The following is a 24,553-nucleotide window of genomic DNA, read 5'->3' as shown; positions in this document are numbered from 1 at the left end:
TCCCGCTCAGCTCGCGGCGGCCGCCGCGCGGGGGCTCTCGGCGCTCGCCTCGCGGTCGAAGCGCTCGCGGCTGAAGACCTGATCGGCTGTCGTCAGAGCGAGGCCGATCACGCCCGCCAGCTCGCCCAGGTCCGACGTGTGGATGGTCAGGTGCCGCGTGGCGAGCGGGTGGGTGCGCAGGTAGACGCGCTCGCGCAGGCCCGACATCAGCACCTCGCCGCAGTCGCCGAGCTGGCCCGAGATCACGATGGTCCGCGGGTTGAGGATGTTGACGAGGTCGGCGACCGCCTCGCCGAGGACGCGGCCGGCCTGGCGCACCGCCTGGGTGGCGCGCATGTCGCCGCGGAGCACGCGGGCCGTGACGTCGGCGACGTGCTTGATCGAGGGGTCGTCGGCCGAGAGGTCGCGGACGAGGGCCCAGCCGCTCGCATACGCCTCCACGCAGCCGGCGTTGCCGCAGCGGCAGGGCAGCGGATCCGCGTCGACCGTGCCCGTGACCGCGCGGGTGTGGCCGATGTCGCCGGCCGCGCCGACGGCTCCGCGGATCGTCGCTCCGTTGAAGACGAGGCCCGAGCCGATGCCGGTGCCGAGCTTCAGGCTGATCAGGTTGTCGGAGCCGTGGTGGCGCGACTCGGCGAGGGCGCGGGCGTTCGCGTCGTTCTCGATGACGACCTGCACGCCCTCGTACGGCTCGGCGAAGTAGCCGGCGATGTCGAAGTCGTCCCAGCCGGTCATGATCGGCGGATTGCGCACGCGCCCGGCGGCGAACTCGACCGGCCCCGGGACTCCGACGCCGATGCCGGCGACCGCGTCGCCCTGCTGCAGCCGCTCGAACGCGGCGAGCACCAGCGAGAGCACGGCGTCCGGTCCCTCCCAGACGTCGACGACGCCGCTCTCGTGCCGGAGGGGGGTGCCGCGCAGGTCGCAGGCGGCGGCGACGAATCCGCTCGCCCCGATGTCGGCGGTGAGGAACACCGTGCCGACCAGGTTCATCGCGAACATGCTCGAGGGGCGCCCGCCGGTCGACTCGCCGCCGGTGGTGGGGGCGATCAGGCCGAGCTCCACGAGGGTCGCGAGGCGCTGGTTGACGGTGGAGCGGGAGAGCCCCGTCTGCTCCATCACCGCGTTGCGCGAGATCTCGCCCTGCTCGCGGAACAGCGCGAGGACGTCGGCCACGTGCGAACCGGCCTCGCCGGTGGAGTACCCCGTCATCGCTCCCCCTCTTGTCACGGTCAGCGTACATGCCTGCCGACGGGAAACCTGAAGTTCCCCGACTTTCGTATTGCGGTAACGCGAAAGCCCGGGTAGTTTTCACACACCGGCACGCAGTGGTGCCACTGATCCTCAAGGATGACGATGAACCGCACAGCACGCCGCCTCCTCCCGGTTCTCGCACCGGTCGGCGCCCTCGCACTCCTCCTCACCGGCTGCGCCTCGGGTGGCGACGCGGCCGCCGGCGGCTCCGGATCGACCAAGGTCGCCGCGGTCATCAAGGGCCTCGACAACCCCTTCTTCCAGGCGATGGAGAACGGCATCGAGGACACCGCGAAGGACGACTCCGTGGACGTCTCGGTGCAGGCCGCCGCCGACATCGGCGACACCACCGGCCAGGCCGACAAGCTCACCACCGTCGCCGGCCAGGACTTCGGCTGCCTCATCGTCAACCCGATCAGCGGCACGAACCTGGTGCAGGCCCTCGCCTCCGCCACCGGCAAGACGATCGTCAACATCGACAGCCCGCTCGACCCCGACGCGGTCGAGGCCGCGAACCTCGACGTCACCACCTACATCGGCACCGACAACGAGGCCGCGGGCGGCAAGGCCGGCGACTTCCTCCTGCAGCAGCTGCCCGCCGGCTCCGAGGTCGCCGTCATCGGCGGAGTCTCGGGAGACGTCACCAGCGCCGCCCGCGTCGACGGCTTCACCGCCGCGATCGGCTCCGACCTCACCGTCGTCCAGGAGGCCGCGGCCGACTGGAAGCGCGAGGTCGCGCTGACCAAGGCGACCGACATCCTCGCCGCGAACCCCGACGTGAAGGCGTTCTTCGCCGCGAACGACGACATGGGCCTCGGCATCGTCAAGGCCGTCGAGAACGCGGGCCTCACCGGCTCCGTCCAGGTGGTCAGCGTCGACGGCAACGAGGACGCGCTGCAGTCGGTGAAGGACGGCGGCCTCACCGCCACCGTCGCCCAGTACCCCTACGCGATCGGCCAGCTCGGCGTGCAGGCGTGCGAGGCCGTCGGCGCCGGCGAGGAGATCCCCGCCGAGATCGAGTCGCCCACCGCACTCGTGACCTCCGAGACCGCGGAGCAGGCCCTCGGCGCCTTCCCCCAGCCGTTCGAGGAGTTCGACAACCCGCTCGCCGCGCTCGTCCCCAGCAAGTAGGACCTCCCGCCCATGGCAACCCAGGAAGCGACCATGACCTCAGTCACCGCCCGACCCCCGGCCAGCGCCTCCCCGCTGCTGGCGAACCTCCGTCAGCTCAGCTTCTGGGCCGAGAACGCCGCACCGATCGGGCTCGTCGCCCTGGTGATCGTGTTCTCGATCGCGACGCCGACGTTCCTCAGCCTCGGCAACATCAAGGCGATGCTCGTCGCCGCCGCGATCCTGGTCATCCTCTCGATCGGCCAGTCCTTCGTCATCACCACCGGCGGCATCGACCTCTCGATCTCGGCGACGATGACCGTCGGAGCGGTCGGCTTCGGCATCGGCTGGAGCGCCGGCTGGGGCTTCTGGCTCTCGGCGCTCGCGGCCCTGCTCTTCGCGGGGCTGATCGGAGTGATCAACGGCTTCCTGATCGCGAAGGGCAAGGTCACCGACTTCATCGCGACACTGGGCACGCTCTCGGTGGCGACCGGCCTCGCGCTGATCGTCTCCGACGGCAAGCCGATCACGGTCGGCAGCCCCGAGCTGCTCCGCCTCACCACCGGCTCGATCGGGATCATCGGCTACCCGATCATCCTGGCCGCGGTCATCGGAGTCGTCGCCTGGGTCGTCATGTTCCGAACCCGCTTCGGCCTGCACGTGCAGGCGGTCGGCGGCAACGAGGAGAGCGCGGTCGCCAACGGCATCAAGGCCGGACGCGTGCGCATCGCGGTGTACATCATCGCCGCCGTCCTCGCCGGAGTCGGCTCGCTCCTCCTCGTCGCCCGCGTCGGCGCCGCGGAGCCGGCCATCAACACGCAGTACCTGCTCAACTCCATCGCGGCCGTCGTGCTCGGCGGAGTGAGCCTCACCGGCGGCAAGGCCAAGATCGTCGGCCCGATCATCGGAGCGTTCCTCCTGACCGCGCTGACCAACGGCCTGACCCTGCTCGGCGTCTCGCAGTTCTACCAGCCCCTCGCCGTCGGCCTGGTGGTCGTGCTCGCCGCCCTCATCACCCGCTACCAGAAGAAGTGAGCCCAGCCATGACCAGCGACATCCTGCTCGAAGCGCGGGACATCAAGAAGTCCTTCGGCGGCGTCCACGCTCTCAAGGGAGCGTCGATGTCGATGCGCCGCGGCGAGATCACCGCCCTGATCGGCGACAACGGCGCGGGCAAGTCCACCCTCGTCCGCTGCCTCTCCGGGGTGCACCCCGCCGACTCCGGCACCATCACCCTCGACGGCGACGTGGTGCACTTCACCACTCCGCTCGGCGCGCGGGACGGCGGCATCGAGACGGTGCACCAGACCCTCGCCCTGGTCGAGGACCTGACCGTGTGGCAGAACTTCTTCCTCGGCCGCGAGCTCACCAAGGGCGTGCCCGGGGTGCGGTTCCTCGACCGCACCCAGATGAAGAAGACTGCCCAGGAGCTGCTCGGCGACCTCGCCGTGAACGTCCCGCCGGTCACCAGCAAGGTCCGACGCCTCTCGGGCGGCCAGCGCCAGGCGGTCGCGATCGCCCGGGCCGCGGGCTGGGGCAGCAAGATCGTGATCATGGACGAGCCGACCGCGGCGCTCGGCGTCCAGGAGACGGCGCGCGTCGAGAAGATCATCCTCAAGCTGCGCGACGCCGGAGTGGCCGTGCTGCTGATCAGCCACAACTTCGACCAGGTGATGCGCCTGAGCGACCAGGTGTGGGTGATGCGCGCGGGCCTCGCCGTCGCCGGCCGCCGCACCGCCGAGACCAGCGGCGACGAGCTCGTCTCGCTGATCACGGGCGCGAAGGCCGCCTGATGCACCCCGAGTTCCTGCACCGCGGGAGCACGGAGCGCTTGTCGCCGATCGGGGTCCACGCGGGCCTGCTCGTCGGCGACTGGACGCCGGAGTCGGGGCGCCGCGCGATCGGCGCCGCCGCCTCGATCGGCTTCGACCTGATCGAGATCCCGGCGCCCGACGACCCCGACGCCTCCGCATGGACCTCCGACCTGCTCGACGAGCACGGGATCGACGCGGTCGTCTCGCTCGCGCTGGACGCCGACTCCGACATCACCGACCAGGCCACGGTCGGCCGCGGCGAGGAGCGGCTGCTGGCGGCCGTGCGGTTCGCGGAGGCGATCGGCGCGCGGTACGTCGGCGGAGTCACCTACTCCGCCATGCGCAAGTACGAGCACGCGGCCGAAGCGGCTGCCCGCTCGCGCTCGCTCGACGTGCTGCGGCGGGTCGCCGCGGCCGCCGCTCCCGCCGGCGTCGTCGTCGGAGCGGAGTACGTGAACCGCTACGAGAGCAACCTGCTGAACACGGCCGCCCAGACCGCCGCGTTCCTCCGCGAGCTCGACGCGCCGAACGTGCTCCTGCATCTCGACACGTTCCACGCCCACCTCGAGGAGGTCGACCTCGCGAGCGCCGTCCGCGACGCCGACGACCTGCTCGGCTACCTCCACGCCTCCGAGAACCACCGCGGAGAGCTGGGCACCGGGAGCACCGACTGGACCGGGCTCGCGGCGGCGCTCGCCGACTCCGGCTACCGCGGTCCGCTCACCCTCGAGAGCTTCTCGCCCGCCGTCCAGCCCCCGGCCTCGGCCGATGGCATGGGCCTCTGGCGCGAGCTCTGGCACGACCCCGTCGCCCTCGCGACCTCCGGCCACGCGTTCCTCGCGGACCTGCTCGACACCGACCCCGCGGCCCGACGCCGCCCCTGAACCTCTCGAACCAAGGAGCACCACCATGACCACGAACCCTCTCGGAGTGCACGCCCTCGTCTTCGCCGGCGGCACCACCCCCGACGAAGTGACCGCGACGATCGAGCAGACCAAGGCGGCCGGATTCGACCTGCTGGAGCTCTCGCTGCACGACGTGCAGAACCTCGACACCGCCTCCGCCCGCGCCGCCCTCGAGGCGAACGACCTCGGCATCGTCTGCTCGCGCGGCCTCGCCTTCTCGGCCGACGTCTCCAGCGACGACCCGGAGGTGGTGGCCCGCGGCGCGAAGCTGCTCGCCGACTCCCTCGAGACCACCCACGCGCTCGGCGGCACCCACTTCACCGGCGCCCTCTACAGCGCGCTCGGCAAGTACAGCGCGCCCCTCTCGGCCGCCGGCCGCGCGAACGTCGTCTCGGTGCTGACCGACCTCGCCGCCGAGGCTGCGACGAAGGGCATGACCCTCGGCCTCGAGATCTGCAACCGCTACGAGACCAACGTCATCAACACCGCCGCGGACGCCCTGCGCCTCGCCGACGACATCGGCGCCGACAACGTCCTGATCCACCTGGACACGTACCACATGAACATCGAGGAGGACGACTTCTTCCGCCCGGTGCTGCTGGTCGGGGATCGTCTCGGGTATGTCCACATCGGCGAGAACCACCGCGGCTACCTCGGCAGCGGCCACCTCGACTTCACGACGTTCTTCCACGCCCTCGCCGCGATCGACTACCGCGGACCCATCACCTTCGAGTCCTTCTCGTCGGCCGTCGTCTCGCCGACCCTCTCGAACGACCTGGCCGTGTGGCGGAACCTCTGGAACGACGGCCCCGCGCTCGCTCGCCACGCCCACGGCTTCCTGGTGAACGCGCTGGAGAGCAGCCGTGGCGAGGCCTGAGACCGAGGTCGCGCCCGACGCGGTGCGGCCCGGCCTCGACGAGCTGGCCGGGCGCGCGCTCGCGCTGACCTCGCCGGGCCGCCGCGCGATCGTCGCGATCGCCGGCAGCCCCGGGGCCGGCAAGACCACGCTCGCCCGGGCGGTGGTCGCCCGCGCGAACGAGCTCGCGGGGGAGGGGACCGCCGCTTTCGTGCCGATGGACGGCTTCCACCTCGCCAACGCCACGCTCGACGAGCTCGGCCGCCACGATCGCAAGGGCGCCCTCGACACGTTCGACGGCTGGGGCTTCCTCGCCCTGGTGCGGAGGCTGCGCGCCGAGACCGACCACGTCGTCTACGCGCCCACCTTCGAGCGGACCGTCGACGAGGGAGTGGCCGGCGCGCTGGCCGTGCACCCCTCCGCGTCGCTCGTCGTGCTGGAGGGCAACTACCTCCTCGTCGACGAGGGCCCGTGGGCGCTGCTGCGCGCCGAGTTCGACGAGGCCTGGTTCTGCGCGACTCCCGAGACCGAGCGCTTCGAGCGCCTGGTCGACCGCCACGTCTCCTTCGGCCGCGCCCCCGAGGCGGCCTCCGCCTGGGCCTCCGAGGTCGACGGGCGGAACGCGCTGCTGATCGAGGCCACTCGCGACCGCGCCGACCTGATCGTGTCGGGGACGGCGGCGGGGGTGGTCTGACGCCCGATGTGGCGGAGGAGCGGTCCGCTTCGGGGCGCGACGTGGGCTCTCGGGCGTGTCCGGCCGGTCGGCCGGTCGGACGACGGAGGACCCGTCGCCCGGCGGATGCGGTCTCGACGGGTCGGGTGTCAGGCTCGAGGGATGGACGACTCGACACGGAACTCCTCGGAACAGCCCGCTCCCACCACCCCGCCGGCCGCTGCGCCCCCCGGAGCCGGGCAGCCGCCCCTCCCCGTCGCTCTCCTCCTCCTGCTGCGGCGGAGCGACGGGCGGCCCGCGGCTTCGTCGGGCGCTCTCGACACCGTCCTGGCCGCCTCCGTCCTCGCGGAGCTCTCCCTCCAGCGGCGCGTCGAGGTGGACGCCGGAGTCGTCGCCCTCGGGCCGGAGCGGTCCGCGCTCGGGGACGCCGTGCTCGACGGGGCCCTCGGGTGGATCGCAGCGGAGCGAGCACCGCGCAGCGTCTCCTGGTGGATCGCCCGCCTCACTCGGAGGGAGCTGCATGCCGCCCTCCTCGAGCGGGTCGCCGCCGTGGAGCCGGCGGAGGACGAGCGGCTGCGGATCCGGGTCGCCGAGGTCCTCGCGGCTCGGAGGGCGCCCCTTCCGTCGGACGCGGCGCTCATCGGCCTGCTCGACGCGGCCGGAGCCCTCTCGCCGAGGCCCGGCATCCCGGACCGGCAGGCGATCCGGTCGCTCGCGGCGCAGCACTGGGCAGGGCCGGCGGCCGCCGCCGTCCTCGCGGGAACCGCCGCGAGCGTCACGGGAGCCGCGGTGATCGCGGCGACGACGACGGTCACGATCACCGGCATGTGATCCGACGCGTGCGGCTCGCTGAAGCCGCGCGCCCCTACTCCGCCGGGTAGTCGGGCGCGACGAAGACGCAGAACGGGTGGCCGGCCGGATCGGCGAGGACGTGGAGCGCCTCCTCCGGGTCGTTGCTCCTGTCCTCGATCAGCTCGGCGCCGAGGGCGAGCGCCCGGGTCTTCTGCCGGTCGAGCTCGTCGGCGTCCGCGACCATGAAGTCGAGGTGCAGCTGCTGCGGGACGGGCCCCTCCGGCCAGGTCGCGCGCGGCAGGGCGGCCACCCGCTGGAACGTGAGCTTCGCGCCGTCGGCGGTGACGATCGCGACCCACTCCGCCTCGTCGTCCGAGCCGTCCGCGGGCGGCTCGTCGCCGGGGCGGTACTCGCCGCCGAGCAGGGCGAGGTAGAAGGCGGAGAGGGCGCGGGCGTCCTCCGTGTCGAGGACGACCTGGCGCAGGCGCATGCGGGCAGGGTACCGCCGGACGAGCACTGGAGGGGGATGACGTGCTGTGCGGGACGGCTGCGGCGGGCCGGACGTCCGCGGGTCGCGGCCCGACGTCGGCTGAGAAGGGGGGTCCCTGCCCCGACACGGCAGGCCGCGTCTCAGCGGAGGTCGTGCAGCTCTCTCGCTCCCGACCGCGCCGCCCTGCCACTCCGCGCCCGCTTCCTCAACCCCTCCCGGCTCCCGGCCTCGCGCCAGGGCCCGGCGCGTACTGTGGCCGCTGACTCACGACGGCTACGAGGGAGACACCATGACGGAGCAGATCGGAATCCCCGAGGCCGCGGCACTGGGGAGCGAGCGGCGGAGCATCGCGATCCTCGGAGCGGGCGGCGACCTCACCGAGCGGCTGCTGCTGCCGGGCCTGGGCCGGGTGGCCGAGCTCGCGCGCGACCTCGAGCTCACGCTGATCGGCGCGGCGCGCACGCCCCAGACCGACGAGGAGTGGCAGAGCCTCGTCCGCCGCAGCCTCGAGGCGGCCGGAGTCGCCGCGCACACGGTCGAGGCCCTCGCGTCGCGCGCGCGCTTCGTCGCCACCGACGCCTCCGACCCGGAGCAGCTGAAGGCCCTCCTCGACGCCTGCCCGTCGACTCCGGTGCTCTACGTCGCCCTGCCGCCGGCGATGGGGCACAAGGTCGCCGCCTCGCTCGCCGAGCTCGACCTGCCCGAGGAGCTGGTCGTCGCCATCGAGAAGCCGTTCGGCGAGGACCTCGACGACGCGATCGCCCTCAACGCGGCGTTCGCGAAAGTCCTCCCCGAGAGCCGCCTCTGGCGCATCGACCACTTCCTCGGCAACGCGACCGTGCTGGGGATGCTGGGCCTGCGCTTCGGCAACAGCATGCTCGAGGCGAGCTGGAGCGCCGAGTGGATCGAGAAGGTCGAGATCGTCTACGACGAGACGCTCGGCATCGAGGGCCGCGCGGCCTTCTACGAGAAGACCGGCGCGCTGCGCGACATGCTGCAGAGCCACCTCCTGATGGTGCTCGCGCTGACCACGATGGAGCGCCCCGACGAGGTCGCGCCCGACGAGGTCCACGCGCGCATGGCCGAGGTGCTCGGCGCCGTGCGGCTCTGGCGCGACGACCCCTCCTCCGCCCGCCGCGCCCGCTACACCGAGGGCCGCGTCGACGGCCGCTTCTTCCCCTCCTACGTCGACGAGCCCGACGTCGACCCCGAGACCGGCACCGAGACCCTCGCGCAGCTGCTGCTCCAGGTCGACACCCCGCGCTGGGCGGGCGTCCCCTTCGTCCTCCGCTCCGGCAAGGCGATCGGCGACCCGCGCCGGGAGGTGGCGATCCACTTCCGCGCCGCCACGCCCCCGCGCGGCCTGCAGGCGGCCGAGGGCGACGCCGGGACGGTCCTCCGGATCGGTCTCAAGGGCGGCGACGTCAGCCTCGACCTGGTCGTGAACAGCGCCGACGAGCTGACCGATCTCGAGCGCACCACCCTGACGGCGCAGCCCGGCGCGGCCACGCTCGACCCCTACGCGCAGGTCCTCGCCGGGATCCTGCAGGGCGACACCCTGCTCTCGGTCCCGGGCGACGTGGCCGAGCAGTGCTGGCGCATCATCACTCCGGTGCTCTCCGCCTGGGCCGCGGGCGACGCTCCACTGGACGAGTACGAGGCGGGGAGCGCGGGGCCCGAGGGCTGGTGAGCTCGCGGTGAGGCGCGCGGGCTGAGGCGTCGGCGCGTGGCGTGATGCGGGGTCGGGTCCGCCGACGCCGGTCGCGTCGCCTCCCGCCCGGCTCCGCTGCTAGCCGTCCCGCGGGTCGACCCGTCCCGCCGGTCGACCCTCCTGCTGGTCGACCTCGCCGCCCGTTTCCCCTCCCGCCCGTTGACCCTCCCGCCGGGGGAGACGGGATGCTGGAGGCATGTTGGGCATCGGGGAGTACGCAGGCATCACGGGTCTGAGCGTGAAGGCGCTCCGGCACTACGACGAGAAGGGCGTGCTGGTCCCGGCGGAGGTCGACGAGCGGTCGTCGTACCGCCGGTACGCCGACGCCCAGGTCCGGGCCGGAGTCGTGATCAGCGCCCTCCGGAGCGCGGGGGTGCCGCTGCCCGAGGTCGCGGCGGCGACTCGAGCCGGCACCGCGGCGGAGGCGCTGCAGGCGCATAGGGAGCGCGTGCTCGCGGAGCGGGAGCAGGAGGACCGGGCGTTCGAGGCCGCCGAGATGGCGCTGCGGGCGCTCGCCGTGCCGGTCGAGGTCGCGGAGCGGACGATGCCGGCGCAGCCGTACGTCGGCCAGGTCCTCACGATCGCGCTGGACGAGGTCGACGGACCGGGCGACGACGAGGCGAACGAGATCTTCGGCGCGCTCGCCACCCGAGTGCACGCGGCAGGGCTCGGGCCGACGGGACGTTTCTGGACGGCGCTCCGGGCGGGCGAGCCGGGTTCGGCGGAGCTCGTCTGCTGCTGGCCGACGTCGGCGGAGGCGGAGGGCGACCTCGCCGATCTCGCCGCGATCCTCCCGGCGCGCACCGAGCTGGTCGCCACCTGGCGCCCCCGCGACGGGGAGGAACTGCCCGAGGGGACCCTGCATCCGGCGATCGTCGCGCTCTTCGACGCCGCCGGAGACCGCGGCCTGCGGCTCGACGGGGTCGAGGTGCGGCAGACGGTGCTGGGGGAGGGGCCGGAGGACGTGGCGGTCGAGGTGTCGCTGACGGTCGCGGGGTGAGGGAGGGCGGAAGGCGGGGACGACCGCAGTCGCCCCCGCCTCCCGGTCTCGGTGCTGCTCAGTAGGCGAACTGCCACATGTAGCGGCGTCCCTCCAGCGCGCAGCCCCGGGCCGCGGCCCAGTGGGCGGCGAGCCGGGAGACCAGCGTCGAGTACACGAGCGGTGCGACGAAGGCGCGCTGGGGCGCCGCGATGCCGGGCAGCTCGAGGTCGCGGGAGTCGACGTAGTGGGTCGTCCCGCTGTACTGGTCGAGGAAGCTCCGGGCGCGCTCGCCCATCGGCCGCGTCGCGTCCTCGGCGAGGAGGACGAGGCTCTGCGTCTCGCCGTCGAAGACCTCGAAGGGGCCCTGGAAGAACTCGTCCGCGTTGATCGTCGCGGCGTGCATCCACTGCATCTCCTGCAGGTAGCAGGTGGTGAAGGTCTGACCGGGGCCCATGAGCGACCCGGAGGTGACGAGGTAGGTCACAGAGACGTCCTTCATCGCGGCGGCCAGCTCCTCGGCCCTCGGCTCGAAGGCGGCGACCGTGGCGACCATCGCGGACGGCAGGGCGCGCAGCGCCTCGAGCCGATCCGTCACGTCCACCCCGTCGCGGCGCAGGACCGCGAGCGCGAGCAGCTGCAGCACGAGCTGCGTGCCCTGACCGGTCTGCGCGACGAAGGCGGTGTCGAGGGCGAGCGCGAGCGGTCCCTCCTGCTTGAGGGTCACTCCGACCACGGCGGCGCCGCGCTCCTGCGCCCACTCGCCGGCCCGCACGGTCTCGGGGGTCTCGCCGGTGCCCGAGAGCACGACGACGAGGGCGCCGGGGCCGACCGAGGCGGGCGCGCGGAAGAAGAACTCGTCCGAGTTGTAGGAGGCGGCGGGCGTGATCGCGGCCGTGTCGAGCAGGTACTGAGCGGCCTGGACGCCCATCAGCGATCCGCCCGCGCCGACCAGGAAGACGCGGTCGACCGCGGGGAGGGAGGCGACATGGTCGTCGATCCGGCTCCTCCCCTGCCGGCCATCGGCACGGCGGACGTCGCCGGGGAGCGGAACCTCTGCGCCACTGACCGCGTCGGGGCGACCGGATGGATCGCCGGCTGCGCGGGAGTGTCGCGGCGCTCTCGGTGCCGAGGTCAGACGGGGCTCGGCTCGACCGCGCCGACGTCGCGGTCGTATGGCGCCACTCCGGGCATACCCGTATGCTGTCACGCATGATAGATGGAGTCGGGGCACAGCTTCGAAAGGGCGTAGCCGAGTTCTGCATCCTGGGGCTGCTCGATACCGTTCCCATGTACGGGTGGGAACTGTCCACGCGCTTGCAGGAGGTCGGTGTGATCGGGAGTATCGGCACCCTGTACCCGCTCCTGGGTCGGCTGCGGGACCGAGGCTCGATCACTGCAGTCGTCGTCCCGAGTGCGCAGGGTCCGGCTCGGAAGTACTACTCGTTGACCGACGTGGGCAAGGTCGAGCTCGGGCGGTTCAGGGCGGAGTGGCCGTCCTTCGTCGGGCAGGTGAACGAGACGATCGGAAGGGGAACGTCATGAGCACGACGACATCGCCGGCGGCGGCGCGCTACCTCGAGGAGCTGAGGATCGCATTGTCCGGCGTGCCCGCCGACCTCCGGAGTGAGATCTGGAGCGGGATCGCGGAAGAGCTGGACGGCCTCGACGACGATGCCGCCCGTGAGCGGATCGATGAACTGGGAAGTCCCTCTCGGATCGCGCAGGCCGCCGGCGGATCGCTCGCTGGGGGCGGCGGGTCGATCTTCGACCGCCCCTGGTTCGCCGTCGTCGCCTCGCTGGTCTTCGCCTTCGGCTGGCTGGTGATTCCCGGATTCGGCTGGCTCCTCGGCGCCGTCGCGATTCTCCTCTGCTCGTCCTGGACCGTCTCGCAGAAGAGGAGGGCGCTGGTGATCCCCGTCGTCGCTACCGTGGTGGTCGGCGGGGCGATCGGGCTCTACTACTGGCTGTCGGCGATGCCGAGTTCCGGTATGACGACGTGGACGGTCCTGGCTGGTGCGTGGCTGGTCGGGGGTGGCACCAGCCTTGTTCTCGGGACGCGACTGTGCGCCCGCTTCGTGAGGACGCGGCGGGCGCACAGCGCGTTGGAGTGAGCCGGATGAGCTCTGCTCGTCAGCTCCAGCTCACCGTCGCGGCTCCTCCGGAGACCGTCAGGCGCAACTCGAAGGTCGTGTTGTAGGGGACGCCGCACATCTGCGCGTTGATGAGCATCTGCGCGCGGTTGGCGAGCGGTCGGCCGAGATAGTTGAGCGACGAGCCACAGGCTCCCCCGATCGTCCAGGCCGGGCCCCACGGGTTGGCGGTCACCGTGTTGCTCGACAGGTTGTAGGAGGTGTAGAAGCTCATGCTCACCAGTCCGACCCAGGTGTCGATCTTGCAGCCGTTCCGCGCGGACCCGCTCACGGAGCACTCGCTGATGCCGCGCGTCTTCACGTCGGCGCCTTCTCCTCCGATGCGGACGACACTGACGGATCCGTCCTCATAGGTGGAGATCGTGTAATCGCCATCAGGACGCTTCTCCTCGACCACCTTCACGGTCGGGTTAGCGCTCGACAGCGAGTCCCACGCCTCGCCGGCGAGGTACGCCTCGACCAGGTCGTCCTGCGTCTCGGAGGGAACGCCGTACTCCGAGAGGAACTCGCGGGCGGTGACGACCTCCGAGTGCTCGGCTTCCGTGCTCGCGCTCGCAGGCGCGGCTCCGGTGAGAGCGAGTGCGAGGACGGCGATCCCCGCCATCAGCTTGGATCTGAATCCAGACATGAGTGTCTCCGTTTCTTGTTCCGGGTGGAACATTGCGTGACAAGGTACTGATGGCGTGCACAGGCGGCCAAGGCTTCGGAGTACGGTGGCGCGTTCGCTGCGCCACAGACGCGATTCTCGCCGCGCCGTGTGCCGGTGCGCGGAGGCCCTGCGCCAGTTCGTGCCGCGGTCCCGTCCGTCTCCGTAGGCTCCGACGCATGTCTGATCAGGTCCAGGCCGGAGTTCAGCACGGAAATGTGCGGGGGATTCTCGCCCGTCGGTGGTTCGCGGTCGCGGCCTCCCTGGTCTTCGCCTTCGGCTGGCTGCTGATCCCCGGAATCGGCTGGCCGATCGGCGCCGTTCTGGTCCTGTGGAGCTCGTCGTGGACCGCCGCCGAGAAGAGCTCGGCGCTCACGATCCCACTGGTCGCGGCCGCGCTGGTCGGCAGCGGAGCGGGGCCCGTCTTCGGGCTGCACGCCGTGCCGAGTTCGAGCATGACGATCTGGACCGCGGTGTGTGCCGGGCTGCTGGCGGGAGGCGTGACGAGCGTCGTTCTGGGGGTCCGGCTGTGCGCCGGGGCACTCCGCAGGCCTGCAGCGTCGGGCGACCGCTCGCTGTCCGGGGCGGCCCCTGCGCCTCGCGCGCACGACGTCAGCTGACGGGAGGGGGCGTCGGCTCCTGAGGGAGGCCGCCCTGTCTCAGCCGAGGTCGTGCGCACCCCGGCGGAGGCGAGCGCCTCGACGGCTCGAAGGGCGCAGGTCCGCCGGCGTCCTCGCGCGTCGGCAGGTCCCGCTCAGCGCCCGCCGGCCCCGCTCGCGTCGTAGCGGAGCCGCACCAGCTCAGAGCCCGGCAGAACCGTCGCGTCGAGGAGGCGCAGGCCGTGCTGCGGCGCCCCGGAGTAGAGCGGCGTCCCGCCGCCCGCGAGTCCGGCGCCGACGAGGACGATCAGTTCGTCCACCAGGCCCTGCGCGAGGAGCGGATTCCAGGTGGTGCCACTGCCGAACATCAGCAGGTCGCCCCCGTCGCCCTGCTTGAGCCGTCCGATCTCGGCCGGACCCTGCTCCCGTGGCACGATCCGCGTCGTGGCGGCCCACGGCGCCTCCGGATCGAAAGCCAGGGAGTCGCTGATCACCAGCGCGTCGAGCGACGTGACCAGCCGTGCGGTCTCGTGCTCCCGCTCGCCCGCCGTCCCGTCCGCGGCGACGGCGCTCCAGCTGTCCCAGTTGTCGCGGAACCAGCCGCCGCCGTAGACGAGCGTGCCCGCGCGGCGCAGCAGCTCGAGGTTGTGGTCGTTGAACGCGTCCTCGAACGGCAGCGCCGAGAGGTCGTGCCCGGGCCCCTCGAAGCGGCCGTCGAGCGAGGTGAGGACGGAGACGACGAGCCTGCTCATGCGGGGGATGCTACTCAGGCGGGGGTGCCGGGTGAAGGGGTGCGACCGTGCCCCGCACCCCTCCTCACATCGCCGCCCCCAGCGCCTCCCGCAACGTCGCCCGCGCCCGCGCGTGCCGGCTCCGCACGGTCGCGGCGCGGAGGGACAGGATCTCGGCCGCCTCGGCGAGGGAGAAGCCGTCCCAGTAGACGAGGGTGATGATCTCCTGGTCGACGGGCTTCAGCTGCGCGATCGCGGCGCGGACGTCCTCGGCCGCGTCGTCGGCCGGCGCGGGCGGAGTGATGCGGAGCTCCTCCGCCAGCCGCTCGACGAGCGCGCTCCTCCGGGTCGCGGTGCGGCGCTGGCCCGAGAGCACCCGCCGTGCGACGCCGAACGCCCACATCCGCGCGCGCGTCTCGTCCTCGGGGATCGACCGCTCCTTCCGCCAGAGGATCAGGAGGGTGTCGCTGAGGAGGTCCGCGGCGTCCTCGGGGCTCGCCGTCCGCCGCGCGAAGTAGCGGAGCAGGTCCGGCGCCTCCCGCTCGACCAGGGCCGTGATCTCGGCCTCGCGGTCGCGCGCGGGGGAGCGGACGACGCTGCGGGCCATAGACGGCGCCGCCTCGCCGGCGCTCATCACAGCTCTCCCGTGCAGTCGGTGCTGCCGCCCAGGCCGCCGTCGCCCTCGACGATCACGCCCTCGGGGATCGTGTCGAGGATGTGGTCGTCCGCCGCGGTGATCCAGGCGCGCCAGCGGATCGTCTCGTCCGAGAGGCCGGGGCCGTCGCTGTTCATGTCCGAGGCCAGCCAGACGGGGTCGGTCGTGTAGGCGACCGCGTCGTCGTGGATCCGCTGGCCGACGCCGCTCCAGTCCTGCGCACGCAGGTAGTCGGTCGCGGAGGTGGTGACCTCGCGGTAGTCGATCTCGCCGTTGAAGTAGTCGATCGAGCACGACACCGCTGCGCCGGAGTCGGTGGTGTAGCTGATCGGGATCGTGAAGTCGGGGACCGAGCGGACGTCGGTGCCGGCGCTGGTCGCCAGCACGAGACCCGGGACGAGGAGGACGGGAGCCGCCAGCCACCACGCCCTCGACCGCGCGGGACGGCGGGGCGCGCGTTCGCGGGTCTCGGCGATCACGCTGTGCAGGGCGGTGCGGACACCGGGCGCCCGGTCGTCGGTCGCGGGGTCGCTGCGGGAGAGCAGGTCGTCGAGTGTGCGTCGCGTCATCGGGTCCATCCTTCGTCGGTCGAGCGTCTACCGAGTACATGGCCGGGTGGGGCCCGAGCGTTGCACGGGACCTGACGGGAGGAGTGAGCCGAGCCGGTCGCGCGCGCTCACTTCTTAGAACTCCTTCGCGAGGACCCGTCAAAAGGCGCCATATTCGGCTTCACCCCGGTCCTTTTCTCATCGGTTATGGCCCCGACAAGGGGGGCTCACTTCTCTATGGCGAGAGGGAGGCCGACCTATACGTTCATCTTCGGAAGCCCGCGCGGAATGCGTGCTCCCCTCCGGAGTCTGGGGCCTCCGCACTCGCTGCGACATCCGTGTCGTTCGTCGTGTCGACGTTTCGCTCATTTCCACGATCGACAACACGACTGAGAAGCAGAACCATGGCTTTCACGACCCGGCGGCGCCGCCACTCACGGCACCGAGCGCCGTCGCGCCTCGGAATGCGAGCCGTCGTCTTCGCGACGATCGGCGCTCTCCTCGTCGGCTCGTGGGGGCTCGGCGACGTCTCCGCCTCGTCTCCCGCTCAGGCCGCGAACCAGGCGGATCCGGTCGCCGGCGACGCCCCCGCCCTTCTCCCGACGCCGGTCGCACCGACACCGCCGACAGCCCCCGAGGCCGATCCGGCACCCGCTCCGTCGGCACCCACTCCGTCAGCGTCCGCCCCGTCGACGTCCGCCCCGCCCGCACCCGCCGAGGCCGCGGAGTCGCCGACTGCCACGGCGGAGGAGCCTTCTCAGGACGAGCCCGATCCCGCAGCACCCCGCGGCGCCGCAGGGACGGAGCAGCCCGTCGAGTCGGCGCCCGCCGGATCGGCGCCCGCTCCTCCGGCGGCCTCGGACGACGACCAGGAGTCGGACCGCGGCCCGCCCGCGACGGCGCGAGCAGCGGGAGGCTTCTCCACGCTCGCGGCCGGCGTCGCCGAGGCCCCGCGACAGGTGTGGACGGAGACCTTCGAGCAGGGTCTGACCGCCACCCCGAGCGCGCTCACCGCCTACGCGAACGGCCGCTACACGGCCGCCACCGGCTGGTCGACCGCCACGAACTGCACCGGCGTCCTGGTGAACTACACGGCGCCCTACCCCAACTCCGCCTTCTGCCCGACCCGGCCCCTCCTCACCGTCGGCACGGGATCGTCGGCCGCACGCGAGACCCGCCGCATGGCGGACGTCCTCGGCCAGGTGGCGGCCGGAGTGCCGGGGTCCACCTCCAGCACCGCACCGGCCAACGGCTCGAACACCGGTACGCAGGCGAACCACGCCCTGGTCGAGTACCCGTACGCCGCCGTCACCGGCGGCACGACCGTCGCCCAGAGCGCCGCGGGGATCGGCGTCTCCGCTCCCGCCGCCCGCTACTACGCCGTCGGCATGAACGCCGCCGGCGGGCAGTGCGGGACGAACAACGCGTCCCTCTCCCTCAACCTGGTCTCGGGCGGGTCCACCGTCCTCACCGGATTCGCCGCACCGGTCGTGCCCTGCGCCGCGACCGGCAGCGTGTTCTACACGTCCCCGACCCTCCCGCTGGTCGGCGGGCTCGGCGCGCTCGTCGATCCCGCGCTCCCCGCCTCCGCCCGCGCCGCCGCCTACACCGGCACGAGCACCGCGCTCCTCACTCCGGCGCAGATCGCCGCAGCCCAGGTGCAGCTCGTGAACACGGTCACCGGCACGGGAAGCGCCTTCGCCGTCGACGACCTCCGCGTGCTCGACGTCACTCCCGCTCTCGATGCGGCCTTCACGCAGGCCGTGCCGACCGCGACGGTGCCGACCACGCTGACCTACACGGTCACCAACACCAGCGACCTCCTCGCGAAGGCGGACTGGCGCTTCTCGACCGCTCTCCCGGCCGGCCTCGTCGTGGCCCCGACGCCGGCTGTCGGCGGGTCCTGCACCGACGTCACCGGAACGGCGTTCGCCGTGACCGCGGCCGCCGGATCCTCCACCGTCTCGACGCTCGGCGGCGATCTCGCCGCGGGTGCGACCTCGTGCACGATCTCCGTGGACGTGGTGGCCGCCGCCGCCGGGACGTACAGCACCGGGACCACGACTCCCACCGGCCTCATCGCCTCCGCCCCCACGTCGGTGACGATCCAGGCCGCGACGACCCTCACCGTCCGGAAGAACCTGCCGGTGCGCAGCGCCACGGGCGACCAGTTCACGCTCTCGGTGCGCAGCGGCACGACGGTCCTCGCGTCGGCGACCACCACGGGCACCGCCACCGGGATCCAGGCCGCGCAGATCAGCCGCCTCACCGTGCAGTCCGGAGCGACGTACACGATCGCCGAGGCGCAGACCGCGGGCGCGGGCCTGGGGTACTCCAACAGCTACGAGTGCTCGCGCGGCGGCACGGTCATCGCCTCCGGAGCCTCCGCCGCGGGGTCGATCACGATCCCCAGCGAGGCGGGGGCGGAGGTGCTCTGCACCTTCACGAACACCGTGCAGACGCCCCGCCTGTTCTGCGACACCGGCCGCTTCTACTCCCTCACGGCGGCCGGCGCCCTGCAGCAGGCCGACATCGTCACGGGATCCCTGACCTCGATCGGCAGCTGGTCGGGGACCGCCGAGGCGAACGCGCTCGGCGTCGGCGCGAACGGCGCCTTCGCCTACGCGCTGGACCGCTCGTCCGACGCGACGGACGTCGACGCCGTCCTCAAGTGGACGCCGGACGCCGGCTTCCAGAGGATCGCGAACAGCGCGTACACGACCGTGGCCGGCGGAGCGCAGGTGGCCGGCAGCATCGTCGCCGGCGCGGTCGACCTCCGGACGGGCCGGTACCTGTTCGGCAGCTTCGCGAGCGGCCAGTTCTACATCTGGAGCTTCACCGAGGCGAACCCCGTCGCCACCCGGTTCGCCCTCGTCGGCTCCTTCCCCACCTCCGGAACCCCCAACGGCAACGGCGACATGGCGTTCGACGCTCGCGGCAACCTCTACGTCGTCGGCGCGGGCTCGGTCAACAACGCCAGCAGCGCCGCGATCTTCACCGTGCCGGCCGACGCCCTGGCCGCGGCGACCGGCGGCACCCTCCCGGTGAACACGTCGATCGCGAAGGCCGTGACGGGGACCGACGCCGCCTTCGCCAACATCAACGGCATCGCCTTCTCGCCGCGCGGAACCGTCTACCTCGCCAACGGCGACGTCGCCGCCGCGAACGGTGCCCCGGCCATTCCCGGCAGCGCCTACGAGTTCGACGCCACCACCTGGACCCGCGTCAGCGGCACGCCGCGCGTGAGCGTGAACGCCGTCGACCTCTCCGGCTGCTCCTCGCCGGCCACGATCACCGTGCAGAAGAGCGTGGTGGGCCGCCTGGCCGCGGCGGACCAGTTCCAGCTCATGGCCGCCGCCGGCTCTCCGGCGTCGCCGTTCGCCACGGCCACCACCACCGGCGCCACCACCGGCCGCCAGACCGCGCAGATCGGCCCCTTCCCCACTCCGATCAACAGCACGGTGACGGTCTCGGAGGCGATGGCCGCGGGCTCCGCCTCCCCGATCGCCGCCTACACGAGCATCTACGAGTGCTACGCGGACGGCGTGCGGGTGAGCACGGGCTCGAACCCGACCGGGACAGTCACCCTCCCGAACCGGCTCGGCGTCAACGTCACCTGCACCTTCTTCAACTCCCCGCGCCCCGCCTCCACCGTGCGGATCACCAAGACGATCCGGGACGCCTCCGGCACCACCCGCCCCGGCGTGGACTGGACCGTGGGCACGACGGCGACGGCCACCGCCGGCACCGTCGCCCTGCTGCCGGAGCAGTCGCCCCGCCAGCAGACGGACGCGGCGGGCCAGGCCGCCTGGACCGTCCTGTTCGGCACGGAGGCGTCGCGGGCGACGCTCACCGTCTCGGAGGTGCAGCAGACGGGCTTCGCGTTCGTCAGCGGCGCCTGCACGGTCAACGGCACCGCCCGGGCGACCACGTTCTCGCAGTCCGGGACCGTCATCAGCGCGAGCCTCACCGGCATCGCCTCCGCGGCGGTCGTCGAGTGCTCGATCGTGAACCGGCCCACGGCCTCCCTCACGCTCGTGAAGACGGTGAGCTCCGGCAGCGCGCTGCCCAGCGACTTCACGCTCAGCGCCACCGGCCCGTCCGGCGCCCTGTCCGGCCCGACCGGCCGCGCGGGCTCCGCGGGCGTGTCGGCGATCCCCGTCACCCCGGGTGTGGCCTACCGGCTCGCCGAGACCGGCGGTTCCGCGACCTACGTGCAGACCGCACCCTGGCAGTGCCGCACCGACACCGGCGCCGCCCTCACCGTGAGCGCGGCCGGAGACGTGACCCCGACGAACGGCGCCGCCGTCACCTGCACCGTGGACAACGCCAGCGCGACGATCACCCTGGTCAAGCAGGTCCTGCGCCCCCAGACCGGCTTCCAGGCGGCCGACTGGCGCGTCACCGCGACGCCCGCCGCACTGGCCGGAGCGACGCTCCCGACGGAGACCCGGGCCGGAGCGGAGTACGCCGCCGCGGGCAACCCGGCGAGCACCTTCGAGGTGCGACCGGGCCACGGCTACACGCTGTCCGAGGCGGCGACGGATCCGACCCGCCGCCTCGCCTACCAGGAACTGCGTCTCGAGCGCCTGACCGGGACGACGTGGTCCCCGGTCGCCTCGCGGAGCATCACGGCCCCCACGGCCGGTCAGACGGCGGTCTACCGCTTCGTCAACGCCCCCGTGGACCCCACACGCCTGCCGCTGACCGGTGGCGCCAGCACCGACGCGTTCCTCCTGGGCGGGGGGTCGGTGCTCACTCTCGCACTCGGCCTCCTCCTCTGGGAGCGGCGCCGGAGGCTGCGAGGCCCCTCCCGGTGACGCCCCGACCGAGAGCCCCCGCGCTCTCCCGCAGACCCCTTCCCGCACACCTTCGACTCCACGACACCAGCACTCACGACCTCAGTAGGAGAGATCACATGTCCCGCTCACTCACCAGGCGGCTCGCCGCCGCAGCCGGCGTCCTCGCGCTGAGCGCTGCGGCGGTCTTCACCGCCGTCGCGCCGGCGTCAGCGGTCACGCTGCCCGGCAACATCGACCCGACCATCAGCCGCACCCTCACCGTGCACAAGCTCGCGCTGGGATCCAACAACGGCCAGGCGATCGGCACCGGCCAGGAGATCACGGTCCCCGGGGACGCGCTGCCCGGAGCCGTGTTCACCGCCGCGCGCGTCCAGGGCGTCGACCTCACCACGCCCGACGGCTGGAACCAGGTCGCGAACCTGACCCCGGGCACCGCCGCGACCCGTGTCACCGCCGCCGACACCTTCACCGCCACCAGCGGCACGGACGGCGAGGCCGTGTTCAACAACGGCGCGAGCATGCCGCTCGGCCTCTACCTCGTGACCGAGACCCAGCTCCCCGCCGGAGCGACCAACGGCGCGGCGCCGTTCCTCGTCACCCTGCCGTTCCCGACGGGCCCGACCGGTGCGCCGGCGAACCAGTGGATCTACGACGTCCACGTCTACCCCAAGAATGCGGTCACGGAGCTCACCAAGACGCGCGTCCCCGCGGCGGCGAACTCGGTCGAGGCGCGCAACCCCGACCTCATCCGCTGGGCCATCGCCTCGGACGTCCCGGTGCTCGCCGCCGGTGACGCGCTGGAGGCGTTCACCCTCACCGACACGCTCCCCGCCGAGCTGACCTACCTGCCGACCGGCCCGGCCGGCGTCGCGCCCACCGGCATCACGGTGACCAGCGCCGCGGGCACCGCGCCCGCACCGGCGTTCATCGCGAACACCGACTACACGCTCGGCTACGACGCCGCGACCCGGAACGTGACGCTGAACTTCTTGCAGTCCGGCCTCACCAAGCTCCAGGGCCTGCAGGGCGGCGTCGTCACCCTCACGGTGCTCACCCGCGCCACCGCCATCCCGGCCAACGGCATCATCACCAACTCGGCGACGAGCGTCGTGAACGGGGCCACGGAGACGGTCACCGGCAGCACCCCGATCGGTCAGCTGACCGTGTACGCCTACCAGAACAACGGCGCCAACCGCGTGCCGCTCGCGGGTGCCGTCTACCAGGTGTTCCTCACCGAGAACGACGCCAACCTCGGCCAGAACCCGGTGTTCATCAACGGCAACCAGAACTGGACCACCGGAGCGAACGGCTTCGTCGAGATCCCGATCATCACGCCGGGCAACTACTACGTCCGCGAGCTGACCCCGCCCGCCGGATTCCGTCTGCCCACCCCGGCCCAGGTGCTGACGCAGGTCGTCGCCGGACCGAGCTCGGCCACCGCGCCGATCCAGAACTACGTCGAGTTCCTCCACACCCAGGTGCCCGCGTTCGCCCTGCCCCTCACCGGTGGCGGCGCGCAGTGGTTCACCCTCGGTGGAGGCGCGCTCCTCGCCCTCGCGATCGGTTCGGGCCTGATCGCCTCGCGCCGCCGCACCGCGCTGGCTGCTCAGACCGCGGAGTAACGTCGCACCATGACGAAGTCGAATGCGGGGCACCCGTCGGGTGCCCCGCATTCCTCTGTCTCCAGCCCTTTTCCTCCGCGGAGGCGGATCCACCGCCGGCCGCGCTGGCGGCTGCCGATCGCCCCGCTGGTCATCGCGCTCATCAGCCTCTCGGGAGTGGCGCTGCTGCTGTACCCCGTCGCCGCCAGCTGGCTCAGCGCCGTCGAGCAGGCGCGCGAGATCGACTCCCTCACCCAGGACATCACCGACCTCGGCGCCGAGACCCTCCGGCAGAACCTCGTCGAGGCCCGCGCCTACAACCAGAGCCTCAGCGGAGGCGGCGCGGCCGTCGCCGCGAACGAGCGCCTCCCCCTCGCCGACGACGAGCAGGTCGCCGACCGCGAGCGCTACTCCTCCCTCCTGCGCGGCGACGCCGAGGGGCTGATGGCCCGGATCCGGATCCCCGCCATCGACGTGGACCTGCCGATCTTCCACGGCACGAGCGACGCCGTCCTCGAGCGCGGCGTCGGCCACCTCGAGGGCACCGCCCTGCCGGTCGGCGGCCCCTCCACCCACTCGGTGCTCACCGGCCACCGCGGCCTCGCCTCGGCCGAGCTCTTCACCCACCTCGACCGCGTCGACGTCGGCGACACCTTCACCATCGAGGTCTACGGCGAGGTGGTCACCTACCGCGTGCGCGAGACGCTCGTCGTCGAGCCGGAGGACACGCAGAGCCTCCTCGTGCAGCCCGGCCAGGACCTCCTGACCCTCGTCACCTGCACCCCGCTCGGGATCAACACCCATCGCATCCTCGTCACCGGCGAAAGGGTGATCCCGACGCCGCAGTCGGACGTGGACGCGGCGGGGGAGTCCCCCGACGTCGCCGGGTTCCCGTGGTGGGCGATCGCGGCTGGAGGCGCTGTGGTCGCCGCCGGGGTGTACGTATGGTGGGCGGGGCGGCCGGCCCGCGGTGCGTGGGTGCCGGTGGTGGTCGACGACGAGGAGCGCGACAGGGTCCCTGCGGATCTGTGAGGCGAGGGGGCGCGGATCCCCGCTGTCCTGCTCCAGTCGCCTCGGCGCCGTGCTGTCCCCGTCAACGGGATCGCGGCTGTGCCGGCCCGGTCAGGCGGGGCGCCACTCCTCGAGGAACTCGGCGACCGTCTTCGTCTCGAGGTCGAGCTCGACCTGACCGAGCAGGTAGTGGGGATCGGTGAGGTCGGCCTTCACGCGGATGATCTCGGCCCCGGTGTCGAGGCGGACGACGACGAGGTCGTAGGGCGCGAGGATCCCGCTGCCGAGCGCCATGTCGATGGTGAGGCGGAGCCGGCCGAAGCGCCGCAGCTGCAACTCGGCGCGGAGGTGCTCGGCGGCGACCTCGGGAGCGTCGGGAGAGGGGCCGGGCATGGGGGAGACGGTACCGAAGGAGGCGGAGGGGACTCCTGGTAGGAGATCGTGAACCTCTGCGCAGAGGCGATCGGTGCGCGCTGCTCGTCAGCTTGGCGAGGTGCGCAGGCGGGAAGAGCCGGACCTTTCGGCTACGGCATCGGCCCGAGGCTCCCATCCCAGAAGCGCGGCGGCGGCGATCTTCTTGCTCGCCTCATGCGCACGGGGTCGAGCGCTGGCGCACACGCTGAGCACGGCGGCTCTTGCAAGACTCATGCAAGACGTGTTACGGTCTTCTTGTTCGACTTCGTCTCAGAGAAAAGGAAAGAACAATGACCGCCTACGTGAATGTGCCCGTGCCCGAAGAGTTGGTTATTCCCGTGATGCGTTTCATCGCAGGGCAGAACTCCAGCGCTGCGAGCGTGAGCAACCCGGGAGCCGCAAGAGTCTTGGGCAACGATGACGAGACGATCGAAGACTCGCGAGAGTGGACCCTCGAGGAGTTCGAGGTCCTCCGGTCCGGCGAAGCGAAGTCCATCAAGCTCTTCTGCCAGGTCCTCGACATCCTCGCCGCAGCGTCGCCGTCGGCGGTCGCCCTCGAGGACGTGGCGAAGGTGACCGGCGTCGAGCCGCTGACCATGCAGCGCGCGTTCGGCCGGGCAACGGTGTGGATGAAGAACCGCATGGGCGGCGACACCCGCTGGCCGATCTTCTGGCCCGGCGACGGCTGGGCGATGACGGAGACCAACGCCTCGTTGTGGAAGTCGCTCGCCGAGTGAGGGGTGGAATGTCGTGATTCTGGTCCTCCGCACCCGAGGCCTCGTGTGCGGCTGGCGAAGATCGGGGACTGG

24 protein-coding genes are annotated in these 24,553 nt (G+C 72.3%); 16 read left to right on the top strand and 8 right to left on the bottom strand.

Features of this window, described 5'->3' with window-relative positions:
* Window positions 1-6 precede the first annotated feature (6 nt).
* On the bottom strand, window positions 7-1,212 hold the full coding sequence (locus C5C25_RS07540; protein WP_104250236.1) for an ROK family transcriptional regulator: 1,206 nt from the start codon (window positions 1,210-1,212) through the stop codon (window positions 7-9).
* Between the two features lie 144 nt (window positions 1,213-1,356).
* Between C5C25_RS07540 and C5C25_RS07535 the strand changes: the two genes are divergently transcribed.
* The 7 genes from C5C25_RS07535 (at window position 1,357) to C5C25_RS07505 (ending at window position 7,443) form a co-directional block, all read left to right on the top strand.
* Entirely contained in the window at window positions 1,357-2,385 is a 1,029-nt protein-coding gene (locus C5C25_RS07535) for a substrate-binding domain-containing protein (protein WP_104250235.1), read from the top strand.
* A gap of 33 nt (window positions 2,386-2,418) precedes the next feature.
* The gene (locus tag C5C25_RS07530; protein WP_104222714.1) at window positions 2,419-3,399 is read left to right on the top strand and encodes an ABC transporter permease; all 981 of its coding nucleotides are present in this window, start codon (window positions 2,419-2,421) and stop codon (window positions 3,397-3,399) included.
* A gap of 8 nt (window positions 3,400-3,407) precedes the next feature.
* Window positions 3,408-4,157 carry an ATP-binding cassette domain-containing protein gene (locus tag C5C25_RS07525; RefSeq protein ID WP_104222715.1) on the top strand — a complete coding sequence of 250 codons (750 nt, stop codon included), beginning with the start codon at window positions 3,408-3,410 and terminating at the stop codon, window positions 4,155-4,157.
* Entirely contained in the window at window positions 4,157-5,062 is a 906-nt protein-coding gene (locus tag C5C25_RS07520) for a sugar phosphate isomerase/epimerase (protein ID WP_104250234.1), read from the top strand. Before C5C25_RS07525 ends, C5C25_RS07520 begins: the two co-directional genes overlap by 1 nt.
* Window positions 5,063-5,087: 25 nt before the next feature.
* Window positions 5,088-5,960: a sugar phosphate isomerase/epimerase gene (locus C5C25_RS07515; protein WP_104222717.1), complete on the top strand. Its 873-nt coding sequence runs from the start codon at window positions 5,088-5,090 to the stop codon at window positions 5,958-5,960.
* The gene (locus C5C25_RS07510) at window positions 5,947-6,633 is read left to right on the top strand and encodes a nucleoside/nucleotide kinase family protein (protein WP_208543338.1); all 687 of its coding nucleotides are present in this window, start codon (window positions 5,947-5,949) and stop codon (window positions 6,631-6,633) included. Before C5C25_RS07515 ends, C5C25_RS07510 begins: the two co-directional genes overlap by 14 nt.
* A gap of 141 nt (window positions 6,634-6,774) precedes the next feature.
* On the top strand, window positions 6,775-7,443 hold the full coding sequence (locus C5C25_RS07505; protein WP_181133663.1) for a GPP34 family phosphoprotein: 669 nt from the start codon (window positions 6,775-6,777) through the stop codon (window positions 7,441-7,443).
* 34 nt (window positions 7,444-7,477) lie between these two features.
* Here the strand turns inward: C5C25_RS07505 and C5C25_RS07500 are convergent, their stop codons facing one another.
* Window positions 7,478-7,894 carry a VOC family protein gene (locus C5C25_RS07500; RefSeq protein ID WP_104250232.1) on the bottom strand — a complete coding sequence of 139 codons (417 nt, stop codon included), beginning with the start codon at window positions 7,892-7,894 and terminating at the stop codon, window positions 7,478-7,480.
* Window positions 7,895-8,183: 289 nt separating this feature from the next.
* Here C5C25_RS07500 and C5C25_RS07495 point away from each other — a divergent pair, with 289 nt between their 5' ends.
* Window positions 8,184-9,584: a glucose-6-phosphate dehydrogenase gene (locus tag C5C25_RS07495; RefSeq protein WP_104250231.1), complete on the top strand. Its 1,401-nt coding sequence runs from the start codon at window positions 8,184-8,186 to the stop codon at window positions 9,582-9,584.
* A gap of 217 nt (window positions 9,585-9,801) precedes the next feature.
* Window positions 9,802-10,605 (top strand): MerR family transcriptional regulator, encoded by an 804-nt coding sequence (locus tag C5C25_RS07490; RefSeq protein WP_104250230.1) that lies wholly within the window; start codon window positions 9,802-9,804, stop codon window positions 10,603-10,605.
* Between the two features lie 58 nt (window positions 10,606-10,663).
* On the opposite strand, the gene C5C25_RS07485 is transcribed toward C5C25_RS07490, so the two are convergent.
* Window positions 10,664-11,794, bottom strand: a complete 1,131-nt coding sequence (locus tag C5C25_RS07485) for an SIS domain-containing protein (RefSeq protein ID WP_258069362.1) — start codon at window positions 11,792-11,794, stop codon at window positions 10,664-10,666.
* Window positions 11,795-11,796: 2 nt separating this feature from the next.
* Here C5C25_RS07485 and C5C25_RS07480 point away from each other — a divergent pair, with 2 nt between their 5' ends.
* The gene (locus tag C5C25_RS07480; protein ID WP_104250299.1) at window positions 11,797-12,129 is read left to right on the top strand and encodes a PadR family transcriptional regulator; all 333 of its coding nucleotides are present in this window, start codon (window positions 11,797-11,799) and stop codon (window positions 12,127-12,129) included.
* Window positions 12,126-12,698, top strand: a complete 573-nt coding sequence (locus C5C25_RS07475; protein ID WP_104250228.1) for a hypothetical protein — start codon at window positions 12,126-12,128, stop codon at window positions 12,696-12,698. The genes C5C25_RS07480 and C5C25_RS07475 overlap by 4 nt, the downstream gene beginning before the upstream one ends.
* A 19-nt stretch (window positions 12,699-12,717) precedes the next feature.
* On the opposite strand, the gene C5C25_RS07470 is transcribed toward C5C25_RS07475, so the two are convergent.
* Window positions 12,718-13,365: a hypothetical protein gene (locus tag C5C25_RS07470; protein ID WP_146079453.1), complete on the bottom strand. Its 648-nt coding sequence runs from the start codon at window positions 13,363-13,365 to the stop codon at window positions 12,718-12,720.
* A 197-nt stretch (window positions 13,366-13,562) separates the two neighbouring features.
* On the opposite strand from C5C25_RS07470, the gene C5C25_RS07465 reads away from it, so the two are divergent.
* A complete protein-coding gene (locus C5C25_RS07465) occupies window positions 13,563-14,003 on the top strand; it encodes a hypothetical protein (RefSeq protein ID WP_146079452.1) in 441 nt (146 codons plus the stop codon).
* Window positions 14,004-14,137: 134 nt separating this feature from the next.
* Here C5C25_RS07465 and C5C25_RS07460 read toward each other — a convergent pair whose 3' ends face one another.
* The 3 genes from C5C25_RS07460 to C5C25_RS07450 form a co-directional block, all read right to left on the bottom strand.
* Complete coding sequence (locus tag C5C25_RS07460) at window positions 14,138-14,734, bottom strand: dihydrofolate reductase family protein (RefSeq protein WP_104250225.1); 597 nt, start codon at window positions 14,732-14,734, stop codon at window positions 14,138-14,140.
* A 64-nt stretch (window positions 14,735-14,798) separates the two neighbouring features.
* The gene (locus C5C25_RS07455) at window positions 14,799-15,320 is read right to left on the bottom strand and encodes an RNA polymerase sigma factor (protein ID WP_104250224.1); all 522 of its coding nucleotides are present in this window, start codon (window positions 15,318-15,320) and stop codon (window positions 14,799-14,801) included.
* A gap of 26 nt (window positions 15,321-15,346) precedes the next feature.
* Window positions 15,347-15,937, bottom strand: coding sequence for a hypothetical protein (locus tag C5C25_RS07450; protein WP_104250223.1), 591 nt, complete (start codon window positions 15,935-15,937; stop codon window positions 15,347-15,349).
* Between the two features lie 383 nt (window positions 15,938-16,320).
* Between C5C25_RS07450 and C5C25_RS07445 the strand changes: the two genes are divergently transcribed.
* The 3 genes from C5C25_RS07445 to C5C25_RS07435 all read left to right on the top strand — a co-directional run bounded on the left by C5C25_RS07445 (window position 16,321) and on the right by C5C25_RS07435 (window position 23,351).
* Complete coding sequence (locus C5C25_RS07445) at window positions 16,321-20,736, top strand: LPXTG cell wall anchor domain-containing protein (RefSeq protein WP_146079451.1); 4,416 nt, start codon at window positions 16,321-16,323, stop codon at window positions 20,734-20,736.
* A gap of 98 nt (window positions 20,737-20,834) precedes the next feature.
* The gene (locus C5C25_RS07440) at window positions 20,835-22,340 is read left to right on the top strand and encodes a SpaH/EbpB family LPXTG-anchored major pilin (protein ID WP_104250221.1); all 1,506 of its coding nucleotides are present in this window, start codon (window positions 20,835-20,837) and stop codon (window positions 22,338-22,340) included.
* A gap of 9 nt (window positions 22,341-22,349) precedes the next feature.
* Complete coding sequence (locus C5C25_RS07435) at window positions 22,350-23,351, top strand: class C sortase (RefSeq protein ID WP_219814392.1); 1,002 nt, start codon at window positions 22,350-22,352, stop codon at window positions 23,349-23,351.
* Window positions 23,352-23,441: 90 nt separating this feature from the next.
* Here the strand turns inward: C5C25_RS07435 and C5C25_RS07430 are convergent, their stop codons facing one another.
* The gene (locus tag C5C25_RS07430) at window positions 23,442-23,723 is read right to left on the bottom strand and encodes a hypothetical protein (RefSeq protein ID WP_104250220.1); all 282 of its coding nucleotides are present in this window, start codon (window positions 23,721-23,723) and stop codon (window positions 23,442-23,444) included.
* Between the two features lie 311 nt (window positions 23,724-24,034).
* Here C5C25_RS07430 and C5C25_RS07425 point away from each other — a divergent pair, with 311 nt between their 5' ends.
* Entirely contained in the window at window positions 24,035-24,481 is a 447-nt protein-coding gene (locus tag C5C25_RS07425) for a hypothetical protein (protein ID WP_146079450.1), read from the top strand.
* The last annotated feature ends 72 nt before the right edge of the window (window positions 24,482-24,553 follow it).

It is taken from the genome of Rathayibacter sp. AY2B9, from assembly GCF_002931595.1.
In the GTDB taxonomy this organism is placed as follows: Bacteria; Actinomycetota; Actinomycetes; order Actinomycetales; family Microbacteriaceae; genus Rathayibacter.
This window is presented reverse-complemented; position numbering and strand designations above follow the sequence as displayed.